Consider the following 22806-nt stretch of genomic DNA (forward strand, 5'->3'; position numbering starts at 1 on the left):
CGCCGTCAGTGCTGCGGCGGACGGCCGCCTGCCGTCCGCTCGCCGAGCGCCTCGTCGCGCACCCGGGCGCAGCTGCGGCTGATGAGACGTGACACGTGCATCTGCGAGATGCCCAGCTTGTCGGCTATCCGGCTCTGCGTCATGTCCTCGAAGAAGCGCATGTAGAGGATGGCGCGTTCGCGTTCGGGAAGCCGGCGCAGGCCCGTCTTGGCGGACTCGCGGTCGATCACGGTGTCGTACGAGGCGTCCGCCGCGCCGAGGGTGTCCGCGAGGCTGTAGCCGTCGTCGCCGGCCGACAGCTCGGCGTCCAGCGACAGGGTGCTGAAGCTCTCCAGCGCCTCCATTCCGGCACTGACCTCGTCCTCGGTGAGGCCGGTGTGGGCGGCGAGGGCGGCCAGCGAGGGTTCGGGGCTGCCCGGGGCCTGGGTGAGTTCCCGGCGCGCCACGCGCACCTTGTTCCGCAGCTCCTGGACCCGGCGGGGGACCCGCAGCGCCCACATCCGGTCCCGGAAGTGGCGCTTGACCTCGCCGGTGATGGTGGGCACGGCGTAACTCTCGAAGGCGCCGCGCTCCGGGTCGAAGCGGTCGATGGCCTTCACCAGGCCCAGCGCCGCCACCTGGCGCAGGTCCTCCAGGGACTCGCCGCGGTCCCGGAACCGGCCGGCGATCCGGTGGGCCATGGGTAGCCAGGCGGTGACGAGTTCGTCGCGCAGGGCGTCCCGCTCGGGGCCGTCCGGCAGGCCGGCGAGGCGGCCGAAGAGGGCCATGGTGTCGGGAGCGTCGTCGTGGCGACGGCGGCCGGTGGTGGCGTTGGAGGTTCCCGAGGCGTCGGGGCGGCCGGTGGGCGTTTCTACGAGCATGCGGATTCGCTCCTGAACGGTGGTGTCAGGGACTTGCCGCGAGAACGGCACCGTTCGCACCCACCCCGGTCGCGATCCGTCGCGATCCGGAGGGGCCGAAGCGGCCATACCGCTCCCGCCGCTGCGCCTCCGGTCCGAAGCACGATTCTGCGACTGCCCCTGACCCGGTGGAACAAACTCCGCTTTGCGAAATGTACTCAGGACAGCGGAACGAGGACGGTGATGCACTTGCCGCCGGCCGGAAGATCTGCCACGCGCACGTCGTGGGCGAGCCGGCAGACGATCGGCCAGCCCCGGCCGCCGACGCGGCGGCGGCCCTGTTCGTCGGTGGCCGGCACGGCCACCGGCAGGTCGTGGCTGCGGTCGCTGACCGACAGCCGCACGCCGGGTCCCACGACGTCGACGCGGAAGTCGGTGATGCCGCCGCCGTGCAGGATCGCGTTGGTGGTCAGCTCCGAGGCGACCAGCACGGCGTCCGAGAGGGCGCGGGCGTCGTACCGGGCGGGGCCGTCGGCGCCCCGGCGCCCGGCGACGGCTCGTTCGACGGCTCTGCGGGCGTCGGCGGGCCGGCACGGCCCGTACCGGTCCGCGCCGTACTGATCCACGACGGTTTCGGTCGTCTGCCGGTCGCGCATACGTCCGCTCCCTGATCGGTGACATGAGCCTTCGGTCCGGGCCGTGCGCCGTGGTGGGCGCCGTACGGACCCGTCACTTCCGGCTGACCTGTGGCCGCACCGGCAAACCTCGGGCCATCCTTGTGGCCCAACGGCCATCCGGGCGCCCAGCGCGGGTACGCGGAGTACATGACGGATGTTGTGGACTCGGACGAACTGCTCCGCCGGATGCACCGGGCGAGGACCTGTGCGATGGAGGAGACACGGAGCTGGCGGGACCGGAGCGCGGAACTGCGGCCGACCGATCCGGAGGGATCCCGGGAGGCCGCCGTAAGGGCGGTGGCGTACGAGGCCGTCCTGCGGGTGCTGGACGAGGTACTGACCCCGGGGCGCCACCCGCGGTGAGCGGTGCCGGGACGGATCGACGCCGCCGGGCGTGCGTGAGTCCGGTCACGTACGCCCATCCCGGTTTCCCCGGACACCCCAGGATGGTTTAGCGTTCATCCATACGTGGCGACGGAGTCGATGGAAAAGTCCTCCGCGGTCACCGCGAACGGCCCTGGCCGGCCTCCCCCGTCCGGCCAGGGCTTTTTCATGCCGGCGCACCGCCGTCCCCGGATTGCGCACCGAATCCGTACGGGATCCGCCGTCCGCCGAATGGCCCAGCGCGCCGACAACGACTCAAATGGGCATAGGGAAAGCCCCGGAACCGAATCGCCGGCGAGGAGCCCCGTGCCATGACCAAAGCGATCAAACTCCTGACCGCTCTTCCCCCGGCCCAGCGCGAACGGCTGATGGCGCTCGCGCGGGAGATCTCGTTTCCGGAGGACGCCCGGATCTTCGAGGCGGGCGACCGGGCGGACCGCTTCTGGGTCATCCGCTCCGGCGCGGTCTCACTGACCCAGCAGGTGACGTCCATGCAGACGGTCACCGTCGCCAGCCTGGGCGTGGGCGACCTGCTCGGCTGGTCCTGGCTGTTCCCGCCCTACGAGTGGGACTTCGGCGCCGAGGCCTTCAGCCAGGTGCGCGCCTACGAGTTCGACGCGGCCACGGTGCTCGACCTGTGCGAGGAGGACCCGCACCTGGGCATCGTGCTGGTGCGGTCGGTCGCCGAGATCCTCGCGCACCGGCTGGAGACCACCAGGGGCCGGCTCATGGACCACTACGCGCTGCACGGGCGCGGGTCCCTGTAGGCGCCTCAGACGCGGTAGCGGCGCAGCGCCGGCACCGCGGCCGCCAGGGCCAGCATCACCACCACGACGAGCAGCCCGCCGCCCGTCACCGCCTCGCGCGCGCCGAAGGCGGAGCCCGCTGTGCCGTGCAGGACGTCGGCCAGCCGCGGACCGCCCGCCACGACGACGGTGAACACCCCCTGCATCCGCCCGCGCATCTCGTCGGTCGCGGCGGACAGCAGGATCGCCCCGCGGAACACCATGGACACCATGTCGGCGACTCCCGCCACCGCCAGGAACGCCACCGCGAGCCACAGACTCCCGCTCAGTCCGAATCCGGCGACGGCACCGCCCCAGACGACGACCGCGCCGATCACCATCCAGCCGTGCCGCCGTGCCCGGGAGAAGGTGCCCGACAACAGCCCGCCGGCCACCGCGCCGACCGGGATCGCCGCGAACAGCAGCCCCAGGGCGAGCCCCTCGCCGTACGGGGCGTAGGTCTCGGCGGCGAGCTGCGGGAACAGCGCGCGGGGCATGCCGAGGACCATGGCGACGATGTCGGCCAGGAAGGACAGCAGCAGCACCTTGTGCCCGGCGATGTAGCGGAAGCCGGCCACGATCTCGCGCACGCCCGCGCGCCGCACCGCCGTGCCCGCGAGCGGCGGGAGGGCGGGCAGCCGGTAGACCGCCCACACCGTGACGCACAGGGCCAGCGCGTCGATCAGGTACAGCTCGGGCAGTCCGATCACCGGGATGAGCGCACCGGCGAGCAGCGGCCCGACCACCTGCCCGGTCTGCATCACGGTCGAGCCGAGCGCGTTGGCCGCGGGCAGTTCGCCCTCCGGGACCAGCCGGGCGATGGAGGCGTTGCGGGCCGGGGCGTTGAGGCCCCAGAAGGCCTGCTGGAGCGCGAGCAGCAGCATCAGCGCGGCCACCGACTCCAGGCCGGTGACCGCCTGCACCCAGAACAGCAGTGAGGTGACGGCGATGCCGGTGTTGGTGATCAGCAGCAGCTTGCGGCGGTCCATGGTGTCGGCGACGGCGCCGCCCCACAGCGCGAACACGACGAGCGGCAGCAGGCCGGCGAGACTGGCGGCGCCCACCCAGGCCGAGGAACCGGTGATGTCGTAGATCTGCTTGGGCACCGCGACCGCGGTGAGCTGGCTGCCGACGGCCGTGACGATGGTCGAGGACCACAGCCTGCGGTAGGCGGGGCGGCGCAGCGGGCGGGTGTCCATCGCCCAGCGGCGCCACCCGCGCCGCGCCCCCTCGTCCGGGGCGGGGGTCTTCGCCGCCCCCTGCTCGGTCCCGCTCTCGCTGCTCTCGCTGGTGTCCACGCGCTTCCTACGTGCTCGATACATCTTTCGGCTGCGGAGATCAGTGTCGCAGCTCCGTTCGAGCGGGGGGTCAGGCGCCGGCGATGAGGCTCACCCCGAGGACGATCATGGTGGCGGCGACCAGTCCGTCCAGCACCCGCCAGGCAGCGGGCCGGGCCAGGAAGCGGCCGAGGTGGCGCGCGCCGAAGCCGAGGACCGCGAACCAGACCAGGCTGGCCGCGGCGGCGCCCAGACCGAAGGTCCAGCGCAGCGGGCCCCGGTCGGCGGCCACCGAGCCCAGCAGGAACACGGTGTCGAGGTAGACGTGCGGGTTGAGCCAGGTCAGCGCCAGGCAGGTGAGCACCGCCCGGCGGCGGGAGCCCGCGGTGCCGCCCTCCGCCCGCAGCGCGCCGGCCGGGCGGAACACGCGCCGGGCGGCGAGCGCGCCGTAGCAGAGCAGGAAGGCGCCGCCGATCCAGCCGACCACGGTCAGCGCGTCCGGCCAGGCCACCACCACCGCGCCGACGCCGCCGACGCCCAGGGCGATGAGCAGCGCGTCGGACAGGGCGCAGATGCCGACCACGGCGAGGACCGCGTCGCGACGGATCCCCTGCCGCAGGACGAAGGCGTTCTGCGCGCCGATGGCGACGATGAGCGAGAGACCGGTACCGAAGCCGGCGGCCGCGGCGGTGAGGGCGTTGGACATGCTCTCGACGCTAAGCGGACGATCACCGCAGGTACAGCTAAAGGTTCTTACGTATCCTTAGCGCTCGTGATGACGGAGGACGCGGCGGACCTGCCGCTGGACCAGGTGCGCACCCTGCTGGCCGTGGTGGACGAGGGCACCTTCGACGCGGCGGCCGCCGCGCTGCATGTGACGCCGTCGGCGGTCAGCCAGCGGGTGAAGGCCCTGGAGCAGCGCACGGGCCGGGTGCTGCTGCTGCGCACCAAGCCGGTGCGCCCCACGGAGTCCGGCGCGGTCCTGGTGCGCCTCGCCCGCCAGGTGGCCCGGCTGGAGCGGGACGCGCACGCCGAGCTGGGCCTGAGCGGGGCGGCCGGCGAGCCCACCCGGATCTCGGTCGCCGTCAACGCCGACTCGCTCGCGACCTGGTTCCTCGGCGCGCTCACGGAGCTGCCCGGAGGGCCCGGGCTCTGCTTCGAGCTGCGCCGCGAGGACGAGGCCCACACGGCCGCGCTGCTGCGGGAGGGCGTGGTGATGGCCGCGGTGACGTCCTCGCCGGAGCCGGTGCCGGGCTGCGCGGTCCGGTTCCTGGGGCGGATGCGCTATCAGCCGTGCGCCGCCCCCGAGTTCGCCGCGCGGCACCTGGCCGGGCCGCTGCGGGAGGCGCTGGGCGCGGCTCCCGTCGTGGTCTTCGACCGGCGGGACGACTTCCAGGACGCGTTCGCGCGACGGCTCGGGCGCGGCGGCGCGAGCACCGCACGGCACTACGTGCCCACCTCGGAGGGGTTCGTGGAGGCCGTCGCAGCGGGCCTCGGCTGGGGCATGGTGCCGGAGCCGCAGGCGCGGCCGCTGCTGCGCGCGGGGCGACTTGTCGACTTCGCGCCGGACCTGTCGGTGGACGTCCCGCTCCACTGGCAGCAGTGGAAACTCGACTCCCCGGCGCTGGCCACGGTGGCCGACGCGGTCCTGGCCGCGGCCCGGCGGGAGCTGTCGCGCTAGGCACCCGGCGCCGGTCGTTCGCAGTCGGCCGGTTTCGGCCCGCCGTCGAACGGTCACCCGCATCGGAGCAACTTTTGGATGAAGGCCAACGCACGAAGGCGCGAACGCAACCGATCGCAGGTGACTTTGATGGACAACTGGCGAGAACACGCCGCGTGCCGCACGGAGGACCCCGACCTGTTCTTCCCGATCGGCACCACCGGCCCGGCCGCTTTGCAGACCGAGCAGGCGAAGGCGGTCTGCCGGGGCTGCCCGGTCCAGGAGCAGTGTCTGCGATGGGCGCTCGACACCGGGCAGTCCATCGGCGTGTGGGGCGGGACCAGTGAGCTGGAACGCCGTGCGCTCAAGCGCCGCGAGGCGGTGCGCAGAAGGTCGAGCGCGTGAGCGTCCGGGTACGCCGCGTCTACGAGGCTCCCGAGGCCGGCGACGGTGTCCGGGTCCTGGTGGACCGGCTCTGGCCGCGCGGCCTGTCGAAGGACGCGGCGCGGGTCGACGAGTGGCCCAAGGGGCTCACCCCGTCGACCGGACTGCGCCGCTGGTACCACGCGGGTGAGGGCTCCTTCGCGGAGTTCACCGAGCGCTACGAGGCGGAGCTGGCCGCCCCCGAGGAGAAGGACCTCCTCGACCACCTGCGGGAGCTGGGGGCCGCCGGGGACGTGACGCTGCTGACGGCGTCCAAGTCGCCCGGGGAGAGCCACGCCGCGGTGCTGCAGCGCCTTCTCGGCGGAAGCTGAGGAGGCGCTGCGGCGCGTGCGGGACGCCGTCCTTCAGGCGGTCCGCCGGGCGGCGTCGCGGCCCGCGGCCCGTCCGGAGAACAGGCAGCCGCCCAGGAAGGTGCCCTCCAGCGCGTTGTACCCGTGCACTCCTCCCCCGCCGAAGCCGGCCACCTCACCGGCCGCGTACAGCCCCTCGACGGGCGTGCCGTCGGCGGTCAGGGCGCGTGAGTCGAGGTCGGTCTGGATGCCGCCGAGGGTCTTGCGGGTGAGGATGTGCAGCTTGACGCCGATCAGCGGACCCGCGGCGGGGTCGAGGATCCGGTGCGGCGCGGCGACCCGGCCGAGACGGTCCCCGATGTAGCGGCGGGCGTTGCGGATCCCCTGGACCTGGGCGTCCTTGGCGTACGGGTTGGCCATCTGGAGGTCGCGGGCCTCGATCTGCCGCCGGATCAGGGCCGCGTCCAGGAGCGGTTTCTCGGTCAGCCCGTTCATCCGCTCGACCAGCTGCTCCAGGTTCGGAGCGGTCACGAAGTCGGCGCCCTTGTGCAGGAAAGCGTCCACCGGGGCCGGGGCGCCCTTGCCGAGGACGCGTTCGCGCAGGAAGCCGGCCCGGTCCTTGGCGGTGATGTCGGGGTTCTGCTCGGAGCCGGAGAGTGCGAACTCCTTCTCGATGATCTTCTGGTTGAGGATGAACCAGGAGTGGTCGTGCTCGGCGAGGCCGTCCGCCGTGCGCAGGTGCCGCAGGGTGCCCAGGGTGTCGTAGCCGGGCAGGCAGGGCTCGGGCAGCCGGCGGCCGAGGGCGTCGAACCACAGGGACGACGGTCCGGGCAGGATGCGGATGCCGTGGCCGGGCCAGATCGGGTCCCAGTTCCGCAGGCCCTCGGTGTAGTGCCACATCCGGTCGCGGTTGACCAGGCGGGCGCCCGCGTCGGCGCTGATGCCGAGCATCCGTCCGTCGACGTAGGCGGGGACGCCGGTGACCATCTCGGCGGGCGGGGTGCCGAGACGCTCGGGCCAGTGGCCGCGGACGATGTCGTGGTCAGCGCCGATGCCGCCGGAGGTGACGATCACGGCCTGGGCGGTGAGTTCGAACTCGCCGGCCTCGTCGCGGCTGGAGGCGACTCCGCGGGGCGAGTCGTCCTCGGCGAGGACCGTGCCGCGCACGCCGCGCGCGGCGCCGTCCTCGACGATCAGGTGGTCGACGCGGTGGCGGTGGTGGAAGGTGAGCAGTCCGTCGCGCGCGGCCTGTTGTGCGTACCGCACGAAGGGCTCGACCACGCCCGTGCCGGTGCCCCAGGCGATGTGGAAGCGGGGCACCGAGTTGCCGTGTCCGCCGGCCCTCAGGTCGCCGCGCTCGGCCCAGCCGACGGTGGGCAGGAAGGTGATGCCGTGCCCGGCGAGCCAGGACCGCTTCTCCCCCGCCGCCCACTCCACGTAGGCGCGGGCCCAGCGCACCGCCCAGGAGTCCTCGTCCTCGGTCCGGTCGAAGCCGGCGCTGCCCTGCCAGTCGTTCCAGGCCAGGTCGAAGGAGTCCTTGACGCCGAGGCGGCGCTGCTCCGGGGAGTCGACGAGGAAGAGGCCGCCGAAGGACCAGAAGGCCTGGCCGCCGAGGTTGGCCGCGTTCTCCTGGTCGAGCAGGGCGACCTTCCGGCCCCGGCTGGTCAGCTCGTGGGCCGCGACCAGGCCCGCCAGGCCCGCTCCGACCACGATGACGTCGGCATCCATGGCGACCGTCCCTTCCTTGTCCTTGGTGGCTCTGTCATTGACGAGCGCTGCCGTCGGTGAGCAGCGCGGTGAGCAGTTGTCCCAGCCAGGCCCGAGCGTGCTCGACGTCCCGGTCGAGGAGGAGCTGGGTGGTGACCCCGTCGTACGCGGCGACGACCGCGTGCGCGGCGCCCTCGGCGTCGCCCAGCACGGCGGGCAGGGCGGTGTGTCCGCGGGCCCGGGCCAGCCGGTCGGCGATCGCGCGCCGGAGGCGGGCCCGGTGTTCCAGCAGGACCCCGGCGACCTCCGGGTCGCGGGCGGCGTGCACCAGGAAGTCCGTCTTCACCAGGAGCCAGTCCCGGTCCAGGAGCAGCACCTCGGTGACGCGGTCCACGGCGGCGGGCACGTCCAGGCCGGGCCCGTCCTGGGCGAGGGCGCCGGCCACCTGCTCCGCGATCAGGTCGGCCCGGTCCCGGTAGAGGGCGAAGAACAGTTCGTCGAGGGTGTCGAAGTTGGAGTAGAAGGCACCCCGGCTGTACCCGGCCGCCTCGCAGACCTCCTCGATCGAGACCCGGCCGAAGCCCTTGGCCGCGAACACCGCGAACGCCGCGTCCAGGAGGTTCGCGCGGGTGCGCACGCGCCGCCTGGTCACCCGCCCGGTCGTCGCCTTCACCGCCATCGGCCCGGCCCCTTCCGCCGTTCGATGCGTGAATGTATCGGATACACCTGTGTATCCGACAGCCCCCGGACGCCCGCTCGCGCACATACTTAGAACGCACATTCGAATAAGGAGTACGCTGGTCCCATGACCACGCACCTCCAGGGCTCACTCTTCGACCAGACCGACGAGGTCCGGCTCGGCCCGCTGGACGGACTGCGCCGCACCCACCTCGGGGCAGGTGCCTGGATCGACCTGCTCCCGGGCTGGCTGCACGGGGCCGACGCGCTGTTCCAGCACCTGGCCGCCGAGGTCCCGTGGCGCGCGGAGCGGCGTGCCATGTACGAACGGGTCGTCGACGTACCCCGGCTGCTCGCCTTCTACGGCGCCGGCGACCCGCTGCCGCACCCCCTGCTGACCGAGGCCCGCGACGCCCTCTCCGCGCACTACGCCGACGAGCTGGGCGAGCCGTTCACCACGGCCGGGCTGTGCCACTACCGCGACGGCCGGGACAGCGTCGCCTGGCACGGCGACCGGATCGGACGCGGCGCGCGCCAGGACACGATGGTCGCCATCCTCTCGGTCGGCGCGCCCCGGGATCTGCTGCTGCGCCCGGCGGGCGGGGGCGGCGAGACCGTGCGCCGCCCGCTCGGCCACGGCGACCTGATCGTGATGGGCGGCTCCTGCCAGCGCACCTGGGAGCACTGCGTCCCGAAGAGCACCCGTGCCGCGGGCCCGCGCATCAGCGTCCAGTTCCGGCCGCACGGCGTGCGCTGAGGGGCGGACGGCCGTCACCGTGCCGGGTCTGCTTGGCTGGTGCGGGCAGAGCGGAAACGGAACGCGGGAGACCCCATGGGCGCGGACGTACGACAAGTGGCCGACGGCACCTACCTGGTGCACGGTTCGCACACCAACTGGGTGATCCTCACCGACGGCGACGCGGTGACCCTGGTCGACACCGGCTACCCCGGAGACCGGCGGCAGCTGCTCGACTCCCTGGCCGCGGTGGGCGGTTCACCCGAGGCGGTCTCGGCCGTACTGATCACCCACGCGCACAACGACCACCTGGGCTCCGCCGAGTACCTGCGCGCCGCCCACGGCACCCCGGTCCTGCTGCACGAGGCCGAAGTGCCGCACGCCCGGCGGGACTTCCTCCAGCAGGTGTCGGTCGGCACGGTCCTGCGCAACGGCTGGCGGCCGGGCGTGCTGCCCTGGATGGTGCACGTGCTGCGCTCCGGCGGCACCGAGCGGCATCCGGTGACCACGCCCGCGCCCTTCCCGTCGGACGGCGCGCTGGACCTGCCCGGGCGGCCGGTACCGGTGCACACCCCCGGGCACACGGACGGGCACTGCGCCTACCACCTGCCGGACGCCGGGGTGGTGATCTCGGGGGACGCGCTGGTCAGCGGGCACGCCACGGCCAGGACCCGGGGGCCGCAGCTGCTGCCCGACATGTTCCACCACGACCGGGCGGGCACCCTGGCCTCCCTCGGGATCCTCGCCGGACTCGACGGCGACGTCCTGCTCCCCGGGCACGGGCCCGTCCACCGCGGCAGCGTCAAGGAAGCCGCGCTATTGGCCCGGGAACGCGCCGCTTAGAGTCTTGGCATGGCCTTGCAGATCAGCGCCACCAATCCGGAGCACCCCGCGCTCCTGCTCGAACTGCCGTGGCAGCTGCCGCTGGAGCAGTGGCCCGAGGAGTACCTCGTGCCACTGCCGCGCGGCATCTCCCGGCACGTCGTCCGCTACGCCCGCGCCGGGGACGAGGTCATCGCCGTCAAGGAACTGGCCGAACGGCCGGCGCTGCGCGAGTACCAGCTGCTGCGCGACCTGGACCGGCTCGCCATCCCCGCCGTGGACGCGCTGGCCGTGGTGACCGGCCGCACCGGCACCACCGGCGAGGAACTGGAACCGGTGCTCGTCACCCGGCACCTCGGCGGCTCGCTGCCGTACCGGTCCATGTTCGAGACCACGCTGCGCCCGGCGACCATGCACCGTCTGATGGACGCCCTGGCCGTACTGCTGGTTCGGCTGCACCTGGCGGGGTTCGCCTGGGGCGACTGCTCGCTGTCCAACACGCTCTTCCGCCGCGACGCGGGCGCCTACGCCGCGTACCTGGTCGACGCCGAGACCGGCGACCTGCACCCCCGGCTCAGCCCCGGTCAGCGCGACTACGACCTCGACCTGGCCCGGGTGAACATCAGCGGCGAGCTGCTCGACCTGGAGGCCTCCGGGGCGCTGCACCCGTCCGTCGACCCGATCGACTTCGGCACCGAGATCTGCGCCCGCTACCGGACGCTGTGGGAGGAACTGACCCGCACCTCGGTGTACCCGGCGGGCAAGTACCACTACATCGAACGCCGGATCCGGCGCCTGAACGACCTCGGTTTCGACGTGGCCGAGATGCAGATAGAGCACGCCTCCAACGGCGACACGGTCACCTTCGTGCCCAAGGTCGTCGACGCCGGCCACCACCAGCGCCAGCTGCTGCGGCTGACCGGCCTGGACGCCGAGGAGAACCAGGCCAGGCGGCTGCTGAACGACCTGGAGAGCTGGATGGCCACCCAGGACGACTACGCCCCGGGCGACCCTCTCGGCGCCCGCCCGGAAGTCCTCGCCCACCGCTGGGTGCGCGAGGTCTTCCGGCCCACCGTGCGCGCCGTGCCGCCGGACCTGCGGGGCTCGATGGACCCGGCCGAGATCTACCACGAGCTGCTCGAACACCGCTGGTACCTCTCCGAGCGGGCCCAGCACGACATCGGCCTGGACACGGTCGTCGAGGACTACCTCGTCAACATCCTGCCCAAGGCCCGGGAGACCCTTCAGCCCATGTCGGACTGACCTCCCGGGCCGCCCCGCGCGCGGTCTCAGGTGTGCGGGACCACCGCCACCGGGCAGCCCGCGTGGTGCAGCACACCGTGCGCCACCGAGCCGATCCGGGCACCGACGGCCGTACGGCGGGCGCGGCGGCCCACGACCATCAGCTGGGCGTTCGCCGCCACCGACAGCAGCACCTGGCCGGCGCTGCCCATCTCCACGTGCTCCACCACGGGCACGTCCGGGAAGCGCTCGCGCCAGGGACCGAGCGCCTCGCCCAGCGCCTTCCGCTCGTACTGCTCCAGCCCGCCGGCCTCGTCGGCGAGCGCCATCGAGCCGGGGCTGTAGGTGAAGACCGTCGGCAGGGCCCAGGCCCGCACGGCACGCACGGTGGCGCCGCGCGCGGCGGCCGCCTCGAAGGCGTACCCGATCACGTCGGCGCTGTCCTCGGGCTCGCCCTGCTGGCCGACGACGACCTCGCGGCCGGCGGCCTCACCCGCGGCCTCGTCACCGGCGCGCACGAGGACGACGGGCCGGGTCGCCTCGGCGATCACCTGGCGGCCGACGGAGCCGAGCAGGAAGCCGACGACCGCCCCGTGGCCGCGCGAGCCGAGCACCAGCGTCTCGGCGTCGGCCGCGGCGGCGAGCAGTACGGCGACGGGGTCGTCGGCCTCACGGACCTCCGTGGACACCGTCAGCTCCGGGTGCCGCTCGGTGATGGCCCGGACCGGCTCGGCGACCGCGTCCCGCACCCACCGCTCCTGCGCGTCCCGGTCCCCCTCGCCGCCGTCCCGGACCTGCCAGGCGTGCACGACGTGCAGCGCCGCCTCCCGGCGCACCGCCTCCCTCGCGGCCCAGTCCAGTGCGGCCAGGCTCTCCTCCGAGCCGTCCACGCCTGCCGTGATCGGGCGCGTCATACGGGTCCCTCCCTGTGTCGCGGTGACGTCCATGGGCCCCAGTCTTCCCTACGATGTCCGCATGCCATTGGAGTGGGAGCAGGTGGTGGTCGACGCGGCCGACCCCGAGGCCCTCGGGCGCTGGTGGGCCCGGGCGCTGGGCTGGGTGGTGGTGGACGACTCCCCCGACGAGTACGAGATCCGTCCGGAGCCGGACCGGCTGCCGGGACTGCTCTTCGGCCGGGTGCCGGAGGGCAGGGCGGGGAAGAACCGGCTGCACCTCGACTTCCGGCCCGTGGACCAGGCGGCCGAGGTGGCCCGCCTGCTGGAGCTGGGGGCGCGCCACGCCGACGTGGGCCAGGGCGAGGAGGTCCCGTGGGTGGTGCTGGCCGACCCGGAGGGCAACGAGTTCTGCGTGCTCGGCCCCCGCGGCGGGAGCCCGGCTGCCTGAGCGAGGTGCGGCGATCGAACATACGATGGGCTGCAGGCCGGTGCGGTGACGGGGACGCCGTGCCGTGAATCCGGCCGCTCGACGTGGGGGACGCATGGCACAGGACGACGGGGCGACGCGGACCGTCATCATGACCGTGGACGACGACCCGGGAGTCTCCCGTGCCGTCGCCCGTGACCTGCGGCGGCGCTACGGCGCCACGTACCGCATCGTGCGCGCGGAGTCCGGCGAGTCGGCTCTCCAGGCGCTGCGGGAACTGAAGCTGCGCGGCGACCTGGTGGCGGTGCTCCTCGCCGACTACCGGATGCCGCAGATGAACGGCATCGAGTTCCTGGAGCAGGCCCTGGACATCTATCCGGGCGCCCGGCGGGTGCTGCTGACGGCGTACGCGGACACCGGCGCGGCGATCGACGCGATCAACGTCGTCGACCTGGACCACTACCTGCTCAAGCCGTGGGACCCGCCCGAGGAGAAGCTGTACCCGGTCGTGGACGACCTGCTCCAGGCCTGGCGCACTGGCGACCACCGGCCGGTGCCCAGCACCAAGGTCGTCGGGCACCGCTGGTCGGCGCGGTCCTCGGAGGTCCGCGAGTTCCTGGCCCGCAACCAGGTGCCGTACCGCTGGTACGCGTCCGACACCCCGGAGGGGCGCCGCCTGCTGTCGGCGGCCGGGCAGGACGGGCAGCGGCTGCCGGTGGTGATCACACCGGACGGGACGCCGCTGGTGGAGCCGGAGGCGCCCGACCTCGCCGCGCACGTGGGCCTGGCGACGACCCCGACCTCGGACTTCTACGACCTGGTGGTGATCGGCGGCGGCCCGGCCGGGCTGGGAGCGGCCGTGTACGGGGCCTCGGAGGGGCTGCGGACGGTGCTGGTGGAGCGGTCGGCGACCGGCGGCCAGGCCGGGCAGAGCTCCCGCATCGAGAACTACCTCGGCTTTCCCGACGGCGTCTCCGGCGGGCAGCTCACCGAGCGGGCCCGGCGGCAGGCGGCGAAGTTCGGCGCCGAGATCCTCACCGCGCGGGAGGTGACCGGCCTGGAGGCCAACGGGGCCGCGCGGGTCGTGCGCTTCTCGGACGGCTCGGCGATCGCCGCGCACAGCGTGATCCTGGCGACCGGCGTGTCCTACCGGCAGCTCGCGGCGCCGGGCACGGACGAACTGACCGGCTGCGGCGTGTTCTACGGTTCGGCGCTGACCGAGGCCGCCTCCTGCCAGGGCCACGACGTGTACATCGTCGGCGGCGCCAACTCGGCGGGGCAGGCGGCGATGTACCTCGCACGGGGCGCCAAGTCGGTGACGCTGCTGGTGCGCGGCGGCTCGCTGGCGGCGTCGATGTCGCACTACCTGGTCCAGCAGATCGAGGAGACCCCCAACATCCACGTGCGCTGCGGCACCGTGGTCGAGGGCGCGCGGGGCGACGGCCGGCTGGAGCGGCTGACGCTGCGCGACGCGGAGGCCGGCGGCACCGAAGAGGTCGACGCGCAGTGGCTGTTCGTGTTCATCGGCGCGGCGCCGCTGACCGACTGGCTGGACGGGACGGTGCTGCGGGACCAGCGCGGGTTCATCCTCGCCGGGCCCGACCTCACCGTGGACGGGCGGCCGCCGGCGCAGTGGGAGCTGGACCGCCCGCCGTACCACCTGGAGACCAGCGTCCCGGGCGTGTTCGTGGCGGGCGACGCCCGCGCCGAGTCCGCGAAACGGGTCGCGTCCGCAGTCGGAGAGGGAGCCATGGCCGTGATGCTCGTCCACCGGTACCTGGAGCAGTCGTGAGCGGGCGGCCGGCGCCGTGCGCCCCCGAGGAGATCGGGAAGCTGTTCCTGTTCGAGAAGCTGTCGCCCGAGCAGCTGGGCCGGCTGTGCGCGGAGGGGCGGGTCGAGGTGTTCGAGCCCGGCCCGGTGTACACCGAGGGCGAGGACGCGACCTGCTTCTACGTGATGCTCGAGGGCACCGTCGTCCTCTCCCGCCGGGTCGGCGCCGACGACGTGGAGACCAACCGCACCTCGCAGCGCGGCGTGTACGCGGGCGCGATGCAGGCGTACGTGGGTGACCGGCTGCCGCAGGTCTACAACAACTCCATGCGGGTCACGGAGCCGACGCGGTTCTTCGTGCTGCCCGCCGAGACGTTCGCGGCCGTCATGCGGGAGTGGTTCCCGATGGCGGTGCACCTGCTGGAGGGGCTCTTCTTCGGGTCCAAGAGCACGCAGCGCGCGGTCGGGCAGCGCGAGCGGCTGCTGGCCCTGGGCTCGCTGTCGGCCGGTCTCACGCACGAGCTGAACAACCCGGCGGCCGCCGCCGTGCGGGCCACCTCGACGCTGCGGGAGCGGGTGGCGAAGATGCGGCACAAGCTGGCCGTGATCGCCGAGGGCCCGTTCTCCCGGGACGCGCTGGCGGGGCTCATCGAGATCCAGGAGCGCACGGCCGAGCGGGTCGCCAAGGCGCCGTCGCTCAGCCCGCTGGAGGCCGCCGACCGGGAGGACGCCCTCACCGACTGGCTGGAGGACCACGGCATCGACCACGGCTGGCAGCTCGCCCCGACCTTCGTGCAGGCCGGTCTGGACACCGACTGGCTGGAGCAGGTCGCGGCGGCGGTGGACGAGGAGATCCTCGCGGGAGCGGTCGGCTGGCTCAACTACACCGTCGAGACCGAGCTGCTGATGAACGAGATCGCGGACTCCACCGCCCGGGTCTCCCACCTCGTCGACGCCGCCAAGCAGTACGCGCAGCTCGACCGGGCGCCCTACCGCACCGTCGACGTCCACGAACTCCTGGACAGCACCCTGCTGATGCTGTCGGGCAAGATCGGCCCCCGCATCGAGGTCGTCAAGGAGTACGACCGCACGGTGCCGAAGGTCCCGGCGTACCCGGCGGAGCTGAACCAGGTGTGGACCAACCTGATCGACAACGCGGTCGCCGCGGTGAACGGCGCGGGCGGCGCCGGCACGCTGACGGTGCGGACCGCCCTCCACCACGACCGGCTGCTCGTGGAGTTCCGCGACACCGGCACCGGGATCGCACCGGAGATCCGGGAGCGCATCTTCGACCCGTTCTTCACCACCAAACCGGTGGGCGAGGGCACCGGGCTCGGCCTGGACATCTCCTGGCGGATCGTGGTCAACAAGCACCACGGCGCGCTCCAGGTGGAGTCCGAGCCGGGCGACACCCGTTTCCAGGTGCTCCTGCCGCTCACCGCCGCCGAGCCCGATCCGACCGAGGAGACGGCACGAGAGGAGACGGCATGACCAGCGACACCGGAATCGACCCCACCGTCCCGCCGAGCGGCAGCGGCTGCGCCGAGTGCGACTCGGCGGGCGGCTGGTGGTTCCATCTGCGGCGCTGCGCGAGCTGCGGCCATGTCGGGTGCTGCGACAGCTCGCCGGGGCAGCACGCCACCGGGCACTACACGGCCACCGGGCACCCCTTGGTGCAGAGCTTCGAGCCGGGCGAGGAGTGGTACTGGGACTACGCGGCCGGCGAGGTGCGCGAGTCCGGTCCGGGCCTCGCCCCGCCGTCCAGCCACCCCGAGGACCAGCCGGCGCCCGGACCGGCCGGCCGGGTTCCGGCGGACTGGGCCGCCACGCTGCGGCGCTGACCGCGCGCGGACCGGTCCGGCGGGCCCCGGGACCGGTGCGGACCGTCGGGCAGTCCCGGGGTCCGGTCCGGGCGATCCCGGTCCCACGGGACGGGCGGCGCCGTCGGGCCCGCGTGTCAGGATGGGCGGCGTGCCGCAGACCTCACTCACCAGCCCACTCGTCGGCCGCGAGGACGAACTCGCGCGTCTCACCGGCGTCCTGGAGCGCGCCCGTGCCGGGGAGGCCCGCGCGGTGCTCGTCGCCGGGGACGCCGGGGTGGGCAAGACCCGGACCCTGGGCGAGGTCGCCGGCCGAGCCGCCGCGGCCGGGACCACCGTGCTCACCGGGCACTGCGTGGACCTGGGCGACGTCGGTCTGCCCTATCTGCCGTTCACCGAGATCCTCGGCGCGCTGGCCGCCGACGAGCGGTTCGCCGCCGTGCTGGCCGCCCACCCGGTGGCCGACCGGCTGCTCGGCGGCGGCCCGGACGACGGGGGCACGGCGGACCGGTCGCGGCTGCGCCTCTTCGAGGGCGTGGCCGCACTGCTCACCGACCTGGCGGACGTCGCGCCGCTGCTGCTGGTCCTGGAGGACCTGCACTGGGCCGACCAGTCCTCCCGGGACCTGCTGAGGTTCCTGCTCAGCCGGGGCGTGTTGCAGCGGCCGGCCGGCGGGGCCCCGGGCCACCGTCTCGCGGTGCTCGCCTCGTACCGGGCGGACGACCTGCACCGCCGCCACCCGCTGCGTCCGCTGCTGGCCGAGCTGGTGCGGCTGCCCTCCGTGGAGCGTCTCGAGCTGCGCCCCCTGCCGGACGCCGACGTCGCCCGGCTGGTCCGCGCGCTGCGGGACCGGCCGCTGCCGGACACCACCGTCCACCGCATCGTCGAACGCGCCGAGGGCAACGCCTTCTACGCCGAGGAGCTGGTGGCGGCCACGGACACGCCCGCGGCCGGCGTGCCCAGCGGCCTTGCCGACGTGCTGCTCATCCGCTTCGAGCAGCTGTCGGAGACGGCGCAGCAGGTGCTGCGCACCGCCGCGGTCGCCGGGCGGCGGGTGGGGCACGATCTGCTGCGGGACGCCGTGGGGCTGCCCGAGGAGGAGCTGGAGTCGGCGCTGCGCGAGGCCGTGGAACGGCAGCTGCTCGTCTCCGGCGACGGGGACACGTACTCGTTCCGGCACGCCCTGGCCCGGGAGGCGGTCTACGCCGATCTCCTCCCCGGGGAACGGGCCCGGCTGCACGGCGGGTTCGCGCGGCTGCTCGCCGGGCCGGACCGCCGCTCGGACAGCGCGGCCGAACGCGCCCACCACTACCGCGAGAGCCACGACCTGCCCGAGGCGCTGACCGCGTCCCTGGAGGCCGCCGACCACGCGCAGCGCGTCGGCGCGCCCGCCGAGGAGCTGCGGCACGTGGAGGCGGCCCTCGACCTGTGGTCGGCGGTCGACGCCGCCGCGCGGCCCGCGGGACCCGACGCGGTGACGCTGACGCTGCGCGCCTCGGCGGCCGCGGCGCACGCCGGGGAGGTGCACCGGGCGGTCTCCCTCACCCGTTCCGCGCTGGCCGGCCTCGGCCAGGACGCCGACCTGGAACTGGCGGCCCGCGTGCGCTACACGCTCGCCGGGAACCTGCTCAGCGTCGACAACCAGTCGGCGGCGTACGCCCACAGCAGCGAGGCGCTCGGCCTGATCCCCGCCGAGCCGCCGTCGGCGACCTGGCTGTGGGCCGCGGCGACCCATGTGATGGCGGCCCGCCAGGTCGGGGAGAACGGGACGGCGCTGCGCGTGGCCCGCCGGGCCCTCGAAGTGGCGGAGGAGCTGGACATCACCGACGCCCGCGCCGACCTCCTGATCTCCCTGACCAGCCTGGAGGGCGGCAACCGGAGCACCCCGGAAGGCCGCGAGCGCCTGCTCGAGGCGCGGGAGCTGGCACGGCGGGCGGGCAACGCGCCGGTGGAGCTGCGCGCCCTGTTCAACCTGGCCATCGGCGGCTTCGAGTCCGGCGACCTGGAGGAGTGCCTGACCCGGGCGTCGGAGGGACTGGACCGGGCCCGCCGCTCCGGGCTGCTGTCGTCGCCCTATCCGCGGGAGATGCGGTACCTGCGGCTGCTGGTGCAGTACACGCTGGGGCACTGGGACGAGTGCGTACGCGGCACCGAGGAGCACAGCGGGACACTGCCCGCCTGGGGTGGTCACACCCTCGGTCCGGGGCTGTACGTGGCTCTGGCGCGCGGCGATGCGGGGGCCGCCGACCGCGCCCGGGAGCTGCTGAAGGGGCCGTTCGACTGGATGGCCCGGCTCGTCGGGGGCATCGTGCTGACCGACGACGCGGCCCTGCGCGGGGACGCGGCCGACGCCGTGCGGTCGATGCGGTCCACCGTCGAGGCGCTCAGCGACGACGCCGGCACACCGCCCCTCGCGACCGTCAGGCTCGCCGCCCTCGCCCTCTCCGCCGTCGCCGACACCGTGGTGGAACTGCGCAGGACCGGGGACGAGGCCGGCGCCGCCCGCTGGGCGCAGACCGCGGCCGAACTGGTGGAGCAGGCGCGGTCGTCCGCCGGGTATGGGGAGGACGGAACGCCCCAGGGCCCGGAGGGGCAGGCCTGGCTGGCGCGGGCCGAGGCGGAGTGGATCCGGACCACCGGTTCCGAGCCGGACCCGGCGTCCTGGGAGAGGACGGTGGCGGCGTTCGCCTTCGGTGACACCTACGAGCGCGCCCGGTGCCGGCTGCGCCTCGCGGAGGCCCTGCTGGCGGCCGGCCGCCGCGAGGAGGCGGCCACCGAGGCCGAAGCGGTACGCCGGGAGGCGGACCGGCTCGGCGCCACGGTGCTGCGCGAGCGGCTGGACGACCTGACCCGCCGCGGCCGCCTCACGGACGCGGCGCCCGCCGGCGGGCCGGGGGCCGCGGTGCTCACCGCCCGGGAGCGGGACGTGCTGCGGCTGCTCGCGCTGGGCCACAGCAACCGCCGGATCGGCGAGGAGCTGTTCATCAGCGCCAAGACGGCGAGCGTCCACGTCTCCAACATCCTCGCCAAGCTGCACGCGGCCGGCCGCACCGAGGCGGTCGCCATCGCCTACCGGCAGGGTCTGATCGTCCCGGAGCCGGCGTCGTCGGACTGAGCGGGCGGGCCCGGGCGCCGGGAACCCCCGCCGCCCGGCGGACGTTGACCCGGCACCGACACCCGTACGTGTACCCCCACCCCTACCCGCGCCCGGAGCGCGCACGACGAAACAGGGCGGCACGATGAGCGAGCTGGTCCCCGGGGGCAACGTCCCTCTGCCCGTCGGCCCCGTGCAGATACGGGTGCCCGGCCCCTTCGACGTGTCGGCGCTCGTCACGGACGACGGCGGAAAGGTCGGCGGGGACGGGGACTTCGTCTTCTACAACCAGCCGCAGGCACCCGGCGCCCGGCTCCTCGGCGGCACGCTCACCGTCGATCCGGCCCGGCTGCGGCCCGGTGCGAGCCGGGTGACGGTGGTGGTCAGCCCGTCGGACCCCGGGACCGCCCTGAGCGCACTCCCCTCCCCCGCCCTCCACGTCACCGACACCGGCGGCCGGACCCTGGCCCGGTTCACCCCCGCACGCCCCGGGCAGGAGACCGTGCTGCTGCTCGCGGAGCTGTACCGGCGCGGCGAGCGCTGGAAACTGCGCGCCCTGGGCCAGGGGTACGCCGACGGACTCGCCGGACTCGCCCGGGACTTCGGGGTGGACGTGATCGACGACGCCCCCGGGCCGCATGGGGCGCAGGCCGAGTCGCCCGTGCCGCCCGCCGACGCCGACGGCTTCCTGGGCCTGGTCAACTCCGCCCGGACGGCGGCCGGTTCCCCGCCGGTCACCGCGGACGCCCGGCTGGTCTCCGCGGCCGGGGCGCACGCCGCCGCGATGGCCGCCGCGGGCACGCTGAGCGTCGAGACACGGGACGGCGTCTCCGTCCATCAGCGCGTCGTCTCCGCCGGGTTCGCCTACCTCACCGTCGGCGAGCACCTGGTCTCCGGCCCGCGCACCCCCGCCGAGTTCGTCTCGTACTGCCTGGGCACCGAACGCACCCGGCGCACGCTGCACGACACCGCCTTCACGCACGCCGGCTGGGGCCACGCCACCGGCGGCCCCTCCGGCGACACGTACTGGACGGCGCTGTGGGCGGTGCCGCTCACCCCGGACGGGCTGGACCGCACCACGGCGGAGGTCGTCGCCCTCACCAACCGGGAGCGGGCCGGGGCGGGACTGCGTCCGCTGGCCGTCGACGCCGCTCTGACCCGGGCCGCGCAGGCGCACAGCGCGGACATGGTGGCCCGCGACTTCTACGCCCACACGGACCCCGACGGCGGGAAGCCCTGGGACCGGGCAGCCGCCGCGGGAGCCGCCCGGCGCACGGTCGGCGAGAACATCGCCTGCGGGCAGCGCTCCGCGGCCGACGTGGTCGAGGGCTGGATGAACAGCCCCGGACACCGCGCCAACATCCTCAAGGGCGACTTCACCCACATCGGGGTCGGCCTGGCCGGGGGCGGACGGGCGGGCACCTACTGGACCCAGCTCTTCGGCGGCTGAGCACCCGGGACGGACTCGGCACGCGATCTTGGCGGAACGGCACTCTCCGGGCCAGGATGCCGGTATGAAGGGTGACCTCTTTTCCAGTGAGCACATGGTGCAGCCCGCCTCCGCGCCGGGCATGACCGTCGAGAACTCCAAGTGCGTCCGCTATTCGGTGAACGGTGAGATGCTCGCCCGGCAGGGCGCGATGATCGCCTACCGCGGCCGGCTCCAGTTCGAACGCAAGGGCCAGGGCGTGGGCGGCATGCTCAAGCGCGCGGTCACCGGCGAGGGGCTGCCGCTGATGGCGGTGCGCGGACAGGGCGAGGCCTGGTTCGCGCACGAGGCGCAGAACTGCTTCATCGTGGAGGTCGAGCCCGGCGACGAGTTCACGGTGAACGGGCGCAACGTCCTGTGCTTCGACGCCTCGTTGTCGTACCGCATCGCCACCGTGAAGGGCTCGGGCATCGCCGGCGGCGGGCTGTTCAACAGTGTCTTCACGGGACACGGCAGGCTGGGGCTGGTGTGCGAGGGCAGCCCGCTGGTCATCCCGGTCTCGCCGCAGTACCCGGTCTACGTCGACACGGACGCGATCGTCGGCTGGTCGGCGGGGCTCGAGACCTCCCTGCACCGTTCGCAGTCCATGGGCTCGATGCTGCGCGGCGGCTCCGGGGAGGCGGTCCAGCTGCTGCTCCAGGGCGAGGGCCACGTCGTCGTCCGGCCGAGCGAAGCGACACCGCAGAAGGCGCAGCAGCACTGATGACCGCATTGATCGGGATCACGGAGATCGAAGCCGCGGCCCAGCGGATCGCCGGACATGTCGTCCGCACCCCGACCGTGCCCAGCCCCGGGCTGTCCGCACTGCTCGGGGTTCCGGTCACCGCGAAGCTGGAGCTGCTCCAGCGCACCGGCTCGTTCAAGGCGCGGGGCGCGACGGCGAAGCTGCTGTCGCTGACCGAGGCCGAGCGGGCCGTCGGGGTCGTCGCGGTCAGCGGCGGCAACCACGGCATCGCCGTGGCGGTGATGGCCGCGGCCCTGGACGTGAAGGCGACGGTGGTCATGCCGCGCACGGCACCGGCCCGTTCCGTCGAGATCGCCGAGGAGGCGGGCGCGCTGGTGCGGCTCACCGACGGCATGGACAGCGCCTTCGCGCTCGTGACGCGCCTGTGCGAGGAGGGACTGACCCTGGTCCACCCCTTCGACGACCCGGTGGTGATCGCCGGTCAGGGCACCGTCGGGCTGGAGTTCGCGCAGGACGCCGGGGACCTCACCGACGTGCTGGTGAGCATCGGGGGCGGCGGTCTGATCGCGGGCGTGGCCGCGGCGCTGCGGGCGCGGCGGCCGGAGCTGCGGGTGTGGGGGGTGGAGACCGAGGGCGCCGAGGCGATGTCCCGGGCGCTGGCGGCGGGCGGGCCGCTGCCCGTGACCCTGTCGTCGATCGTCACCACACTCAGCGCCCCGGCCGTCTCGCAGGTGACGTACGAGCATGTGTCGGCGCTGGTCACCGAGGTGCTGGTGGTGTCGGACCGGGAGGCCGTCGAGGGATCGCTGGCGCTCGCGGAGCACGCCAAGGTGTGGACCGAACCGGCGGCCGGGTGCCTGCTGCCGGCCGCCCGGCGGGTGGTGGAGCGGGTGGGGGACGGCGCCCGGCTCGGTCTGGTGGTGTGCGGCGGCAATGCCACGACCGCCGACATGGCGTCCTGGGCGGACCGGTTCGGGTTGCGCTGACACCGATTACTGCACCGATTTCCGGCACCGGATCCGTATTTACCGCTGGTTACCCCCAGGTGGGCACAGGAATTCCGGTGCCGGACGGTCCGGTGGCG

23 protein-coding genes are annotated in these 22806 nt (G+C 74.0%); 16 read left to right on the plus strand and 7 right to left on the minus strand.

From position 1 onward, the window contains the following. Window positions 1-5 precede the first annotated feature (5 nt). Both ACZ67M_RS23645 and ACZ67M_RS23650 read right to left on the minus strand, forming a co-directional pair. Entirely contained in the window at window positions 6-860 is an 855-nt protein-coding gene (locus tag ACZ67M_RS23645) for a SigB/SigF/SigG family RNA polymerase sigma factor (RefSeq protein WP_361356360.1), read from the minus strand. 197 nt (window positions 861-1057) lie between these two features. Continuing rightward, a complete protein-coding gene (locus ACZ67M_RS23650) occupies window positions 1058-1495 on the minus strand; it encodes an ATP-binding protein (RefSeq protein WP_361356358.1) in 438 nt (145 codons plus the stop codon). A gap of 168 nt (window positions 1496-1663) precedes the next feature. Here ACZ67M_RS23650 and ACZ67M_RS23655 point away from each other — a divergent pair, with 168 nt between their 5' ends. Together ACZ67M_RS23655 and ACZ67M_RS23660 are read left to right on the plus strand one after the other, a co-directional pair. Further along, complete coding sequence (locus ACZ67M_RS23655; protein WP_125489498.1) at window positions 1664-1879, plus strand: hypothetical protein; 216 nt, start codon at window positions 1664-1666, stop codon at window positions 1877-1879. Window positions 1880-2211: 332 nt separating this feature from the next. Then, a complete protein-coding gene (locus tag ACZ67M_RS23660) occupies window positions 2212-2667 on the plus strand; it encodes a cyclic nucleotide-binding domain-containing protein (RefSeq protein ID WP_361356356.1) in 456 nt (151 codons plus the stop codon). 5 nt (window positions 2668-2672) lie between these two features. Here ACZ67M_RS23660 and ACZ67M_RS23665 read toward each other — a convergent pair whose 3' ends face one another. Further along, window positions 2673-3983 carry an MFS transporter gene (locus ACZ67M_RS23665; protein ID WP_450730734.1) on the minus strand — a complete coding sequence of 437 codons (1311 nt, stop codon included), beginning with the start codon at window positions 3981-3983 and terminating at the stop codon, window positions 2673-2675. Between the two features lie 70 nt (window positions 3984-4053). Further along, window positions 4054-4668, minus strand: coding sequence for a LysE/ArgO family amino acid transporter (locus ACZ67M_RS23670; protein ID WP_361356352.1), 615 nt, complete (start codon window positions 4666-4668; stop codon window positions 4054-4056). A gap of 69 nt (window positions 4669-4737) precedes the next feature. On the opposite strand from ACZ67M_RS23670, the gene ACZ67M_RS23675 reads away from it, so the two are divergent. The 3 genes from ACZ67M_RS23675 (at window position 4738) to ACZ67M_RS23685 (ending at window position 6377) form a co-directional block, all read left to right on the plus strand. After that, entirely contained in the window at window positions 4738-5643 is a 906-nt protein-coding gene (locus tag ACZ67M_RS23675; RefSeq protein ID WP_392015026.1) for a LysR family transcriptional regulator ArgP, read from the plus strand. Window positions 5644-5772: 129 nt separating this feature from the next. Beyond that, a complete protein-coding gene (locus tag ACZ67M_RS23680) occupies window positions 5773-6027 on the plus strand; it encodes a WhiB family transcriptional regulator (RefSeq protein ID WP_361356350.1) in 255 nt (84 codons plus the stop codon). After that, complete coding sequence (locus tag ACZ67M_RS23685) at window positions 6024-6377, plus strand: DUF488 domain-containing protein (protein WP_392014843.1); 354 nt, start codon at window positions 6024-6026, stop codon at window positions 6375-6377. The genes ACZ67M_RS23680 and ACZ67M_RS23685 overlap by 4 nt, the downstream gene beginning before the upstream one ends. Window positions 6378-6410: 33 nt before the next feature. Here ACZ67M_RS23685 and ACZ67M_RS23690 read toward each other — a convergent pair whose 3' ends face one another. Further along, complete coding sequence (locus ACZ67M_RS23690) at window positions 6411-8084, minus strand: FAD-binding dehydrogenase (protein ID WP_469852613.1); 1674 nt, start codon at window positions 8082-8084, stop codon at window positions 6411-6413. A 34-nt stretch (window positions 8085-8118) separates the two neighbouring features. Then, window positions 8119-8742 (minus strand): TetR/AcrR family transcriptional regulator, encoded by a 624-nt coding sequence (locus ACZ67M_RS23695; RefSeq protein WP_469852615.1) that lies wholly within the window; start codon window positions 8740-8742, stop codon window positions 8119-8121. A gap of 126 nt (window positions 8743-8868) precedes the next feature. On the opposite strand from ACZ67M_RS23695, the gene ACZ67M_RS23700 reads away from it, so the two are divergent. The 3 genes from ACZ67M_RS23700 (at window position 8869) to ACZ67M_RS23710 (ending at window position 11562) form a co-directional block, all read left to right on the plus strand. Further along, a complete protein-coding gene (locus ACZ67M_RS23700) occupies window positions 8869-9498 on the plus strand; it encodes an alpha-ketoglutarate-dependent dioxygenase AlkB (RefSeq protein WP_450730730.1) in 630 nt (209 codons plus the stop codon). 75 nt (window positions 9499-9573) lie between these two features. Continuing rightward, on the plus strand, window positions 9574-10320 hold the full coding sequence (locus ACZ67M_RS23705) for an MBL fold metallo-hydrolase (RefSeq protein ID WP_361356340.1): 747 nt from the start codon (window positions 9574-9576) through the stop codon (window positions 10318-10320). A gap of 9 nt (window positions 10321-10329) precedes the next feature. Beyond that, complete coding sequence (locus ACZ67M_RS23710) at window positions 10330-11562, plus strand: DUF4032 domain-containing protein (protein ID WP_392105010.1); 1233 nt, start codon at window positions 10330-10332, stop codon at window positions 11560-11562. A 26-nt stretch (window positions 11563-11588) separates the two neighbouring features. Here the strand turns inward: ACZ67M_RS23710 and ACZ67M_RS23715 are convergent, their stop codons facing one another. Then, the gene (locus tag ACZ67M_RS23715; RefSeq protein WP_361356338.1) at window positions 11589-12455 is read right to left on the minus strand and encodes a universal stress protein; all 867 of its coding nucleotides are present in this window, start codon (window positions 12453-12455) and stop codon (window positions 11589-11591) included. Window positions 12456-12516: 61 nt separating this feature from the next. On the opposite strand from ACZ67M_RS23715, the gene ACZ67M_RS23720 reads away from it, so the two are divergent. The 8 genes from ACZ67M_RS23720 to ACZ67M_RS23755 all read left to right on the plus strand — a co-directional run bounded on the left by ACZ67M_RS23720 (window position 12517) and on the right by ACZ67M_RS23755 (window position 22708). Further along, entirely contained in the window at window positions 12517-12885 is a 369-nt protein-coding gene (locus tag ACZ67M_RS23720) for a VOC family protein (RefSeq protein ID WP_361356336.1), read from the plus strand. A 94-nt stretch (window positions 12886-12979) separates the two neighbouring features. Beyond that, the gene (locus ACZ67M_RS23725; RefSeq protein WP_385802831.1) at window positions 12980-14656 is read left to right on the plus strand and encodes an NAD(P)/FAD-dependent oxidoreductase; all 1677 of its coding nucleotides are present in this window, start codon (window positions 12980-12982) and stop codon (window positions 14654-14656) included. Further along, window positions 14653-16125, plus strand: coding sequence for an ATP-binding protein (locus tag ACZ67M_RS23730; RefSeq protein WP_361356332.1), 1473 nt, complete (start codon window positions 14653-14655; stop codon window positions 16123-16125). Before ACZ67M_RS23725 ends, ACZ67M_RS23730 begins: the two co-directional genes overlap by 4 nt. After that, on the plus strand, window positions 16122-16475 hold the full coding sequence (locus tag ACZ67M_RS23735; protein ID WP_361356330.1) for a UBP-type zinc finger domain-containing protein: 354 nt from the start codon (window positions 16122-16124) through the stop codon (window positions 16473-16475). Before ACZ67M_RS23730 ends, ACZ67M_RS23735 begins: the two co-directional genes overlap by 4 nt. Window positions 16476-16596: 121 nt before the next feature. Then, window positions 16597-19569 carry a helix-turn-helix transcriptional regulator gene (locus tag ACZ67M_RS23740; RefSeq protein ID WP_392237623.1) on the plus strand — a complete coding sequence of 991 codons (2973 nt, stop codon included), beginning with the start codon at window positions 16597-16599 and terminating at the stop codon, window positions 19567-19569. A 124-nt stretch (window positions 19570-19693) separates the two neighbouring features. Continuing rightward, window positions 19694-20998 carry a CAP domain-containing protein gene (locus ACZ67M_RS23745; RefSeq protein WP_469852618.1) on the plus strand — a complete coding sequence of 435 codons (1305 nt, stop codon included), beginning with the start codon at window positions 19694-19696 and terminating at the stop codon, window positions 20996-20998. Window positions 20999-21062: 64 nt separating this feature from the next. Then, window positions 21063-21740 carry an AIM24 family protein gene (locus ACZ67M_RS23750; protein WP_469852619.1) on the plus strand — a complete coding sequence of 226 codons (678 nt, stop codon included), beginning with the start codon at window positions 21063-21065 and terminating at the stop codon, window positions 21738-21740. 8 nt (window positions 21741-21748) lie between these two features. Next, window positions 21749-22708: a threonine/serine dehydratase gene (locus ACZ67M_RS23755; protein ID WP_469853036.1), complete on the plus strand. Its 960-nt coding sequence runs from the start codon at window positions 21749-21751 to the stop codon at window positions 22706-22708. Window positions 22709-22806: the final 98 nt, after the last annotated feature.

It is taken from the genome of Streptomyces sp. NPDC107500 (assembly GCF_055582785.1).

Coding starts and splice junctions, on each gene's coding strand:
- ACZ67M_RS23645 (WP_361356360.1), bottom strand. CDS start 860: ATGCTCGTAGAAACGCCCACCGGCCGCCCCGACGCCTCGGGAACCTCC.
- ACZ67M_RS23650 (WP_361356358.1), bottom strand. CDS start 1,495: ATGCGCGACCGGCAGACGACCGAAACCGTCGTGGATCAGTACGGCGCG.
- ACZ67M_RS23655 (WP_125489498.1), top strand. CDS start 1,664: ATGACGGATGTTGTGGACTCGGACGAACTGCTCCGCCGGATGCACCGG.
- ACZ67M_RS23660 (WP_361356356.1), top strand. CDS start 2,212: ATGACCAAAGCGATCAAACTCCTGACCGCTCTTCCCCCGGCCCAGCGC.
- ACZ67M_RS23670 (WP_361356352.1), bottom strand. CDS start 4,668: ATGTCCAACGCCCTCACCGCCGCGGCCGCCGGCTTCGGTACCGGTCTC.
- ACZ67M_RS23675 (WP_392015026.1), top strand. CDS start 4,738: ATGACGGAGGACGCGGCGGACCTGCCGCTGGACCAGGTGCGCACCCTG.
- ACZ67M_RS23680 (WP_361356350.1), top strand. CDS start 5,773: ATGGACAACTGGCGAGAACACGCCGCGTGCCGCACGGAGGACCCCGAC.
- ACZ67M_RS23690 (WP_469852613.1), bottom strand. CDS start 8,084: ATGGATGCCGACGTCATCGTGGTCGGAGCGGGCCTGGCGGGCCTGGTC.
- ACZ67M_RS23695 (WP_469852615.1), bottom strand. CDS start 8,742: ATGGCGGTGAAGGCGACGACCGGGCGGGTGACCAGGCGGCGCGTGCGC.
- ACZ67M_RS23700 (WP_450730730.1), top strand. CDS start 8,869: ATGACCACGCACCTCCAGGGCTCACTCTTCGACCAGACCGACGAGGTC.
- ACZ67M_RS23705 (WP_361356340.1), top strand. CDS start 9,574: ATGGGCGCGGACGTACGACAAGTGGCCGACGGCACCTACCTGGTGCAC.
- ACZ67M_RS23710 (WP_392105010.1), top strand. CDS start 10,330: ATGGCCTTGCAGATCAGCGCCACCAATCCGGAGCACCCCGCGCTCCTG.
- ACZ67M_RS23715 (WP_361356338.1), bottom strand. CDS start 12,455: ATGACGCGCCCGATCACGGCAGGCGTGGACGGCTCGGAGGAGAGCCTG.
- ACZ67M_RS23720 (WP_361356336.1), top strand. CDS start 12,517: ATGCCATTGGAGTGGGAGCAGGTGGTGGTCGACGCGGCCGACCCCGAG.
- ACZ67M_RS23725 (WP_385802831.1), top strand. CDS start 12,980: ATGGCACAGGACGACGGGGCGACGCGGACCGTCATCATGACCGTGGAC.
- ACZ67M_RS23735 (WP_361356330.1), top strand. CDS start 16,122: ATGACCAGCGACACCGGAATCGACCCCACCGTCCCGCCGAGCGGCAGC.
- ACZ67M_RS23740 (WP_392237623.1), top strand. CDS start 16,597: ATGGGCGGCGTGCCGCAGACCTCACTCACCAGCCCACTCGTCGGCCGC.
- ACZ67M_RS23745 (WP_469852618.1), top strand. CDS start 19,694: ATGAGCGAGCTGGTCCCCGGGGGCAACGTCCCTCTGCCCGTCGGCCCC.
- ACZ67M_RS23750 (WP_469852619.1), top strand. CDS start 21,063: ATGAAGGGTGACCTCTTTTCCAGTGAGCACATGGTGCAGCCCGCCTCC.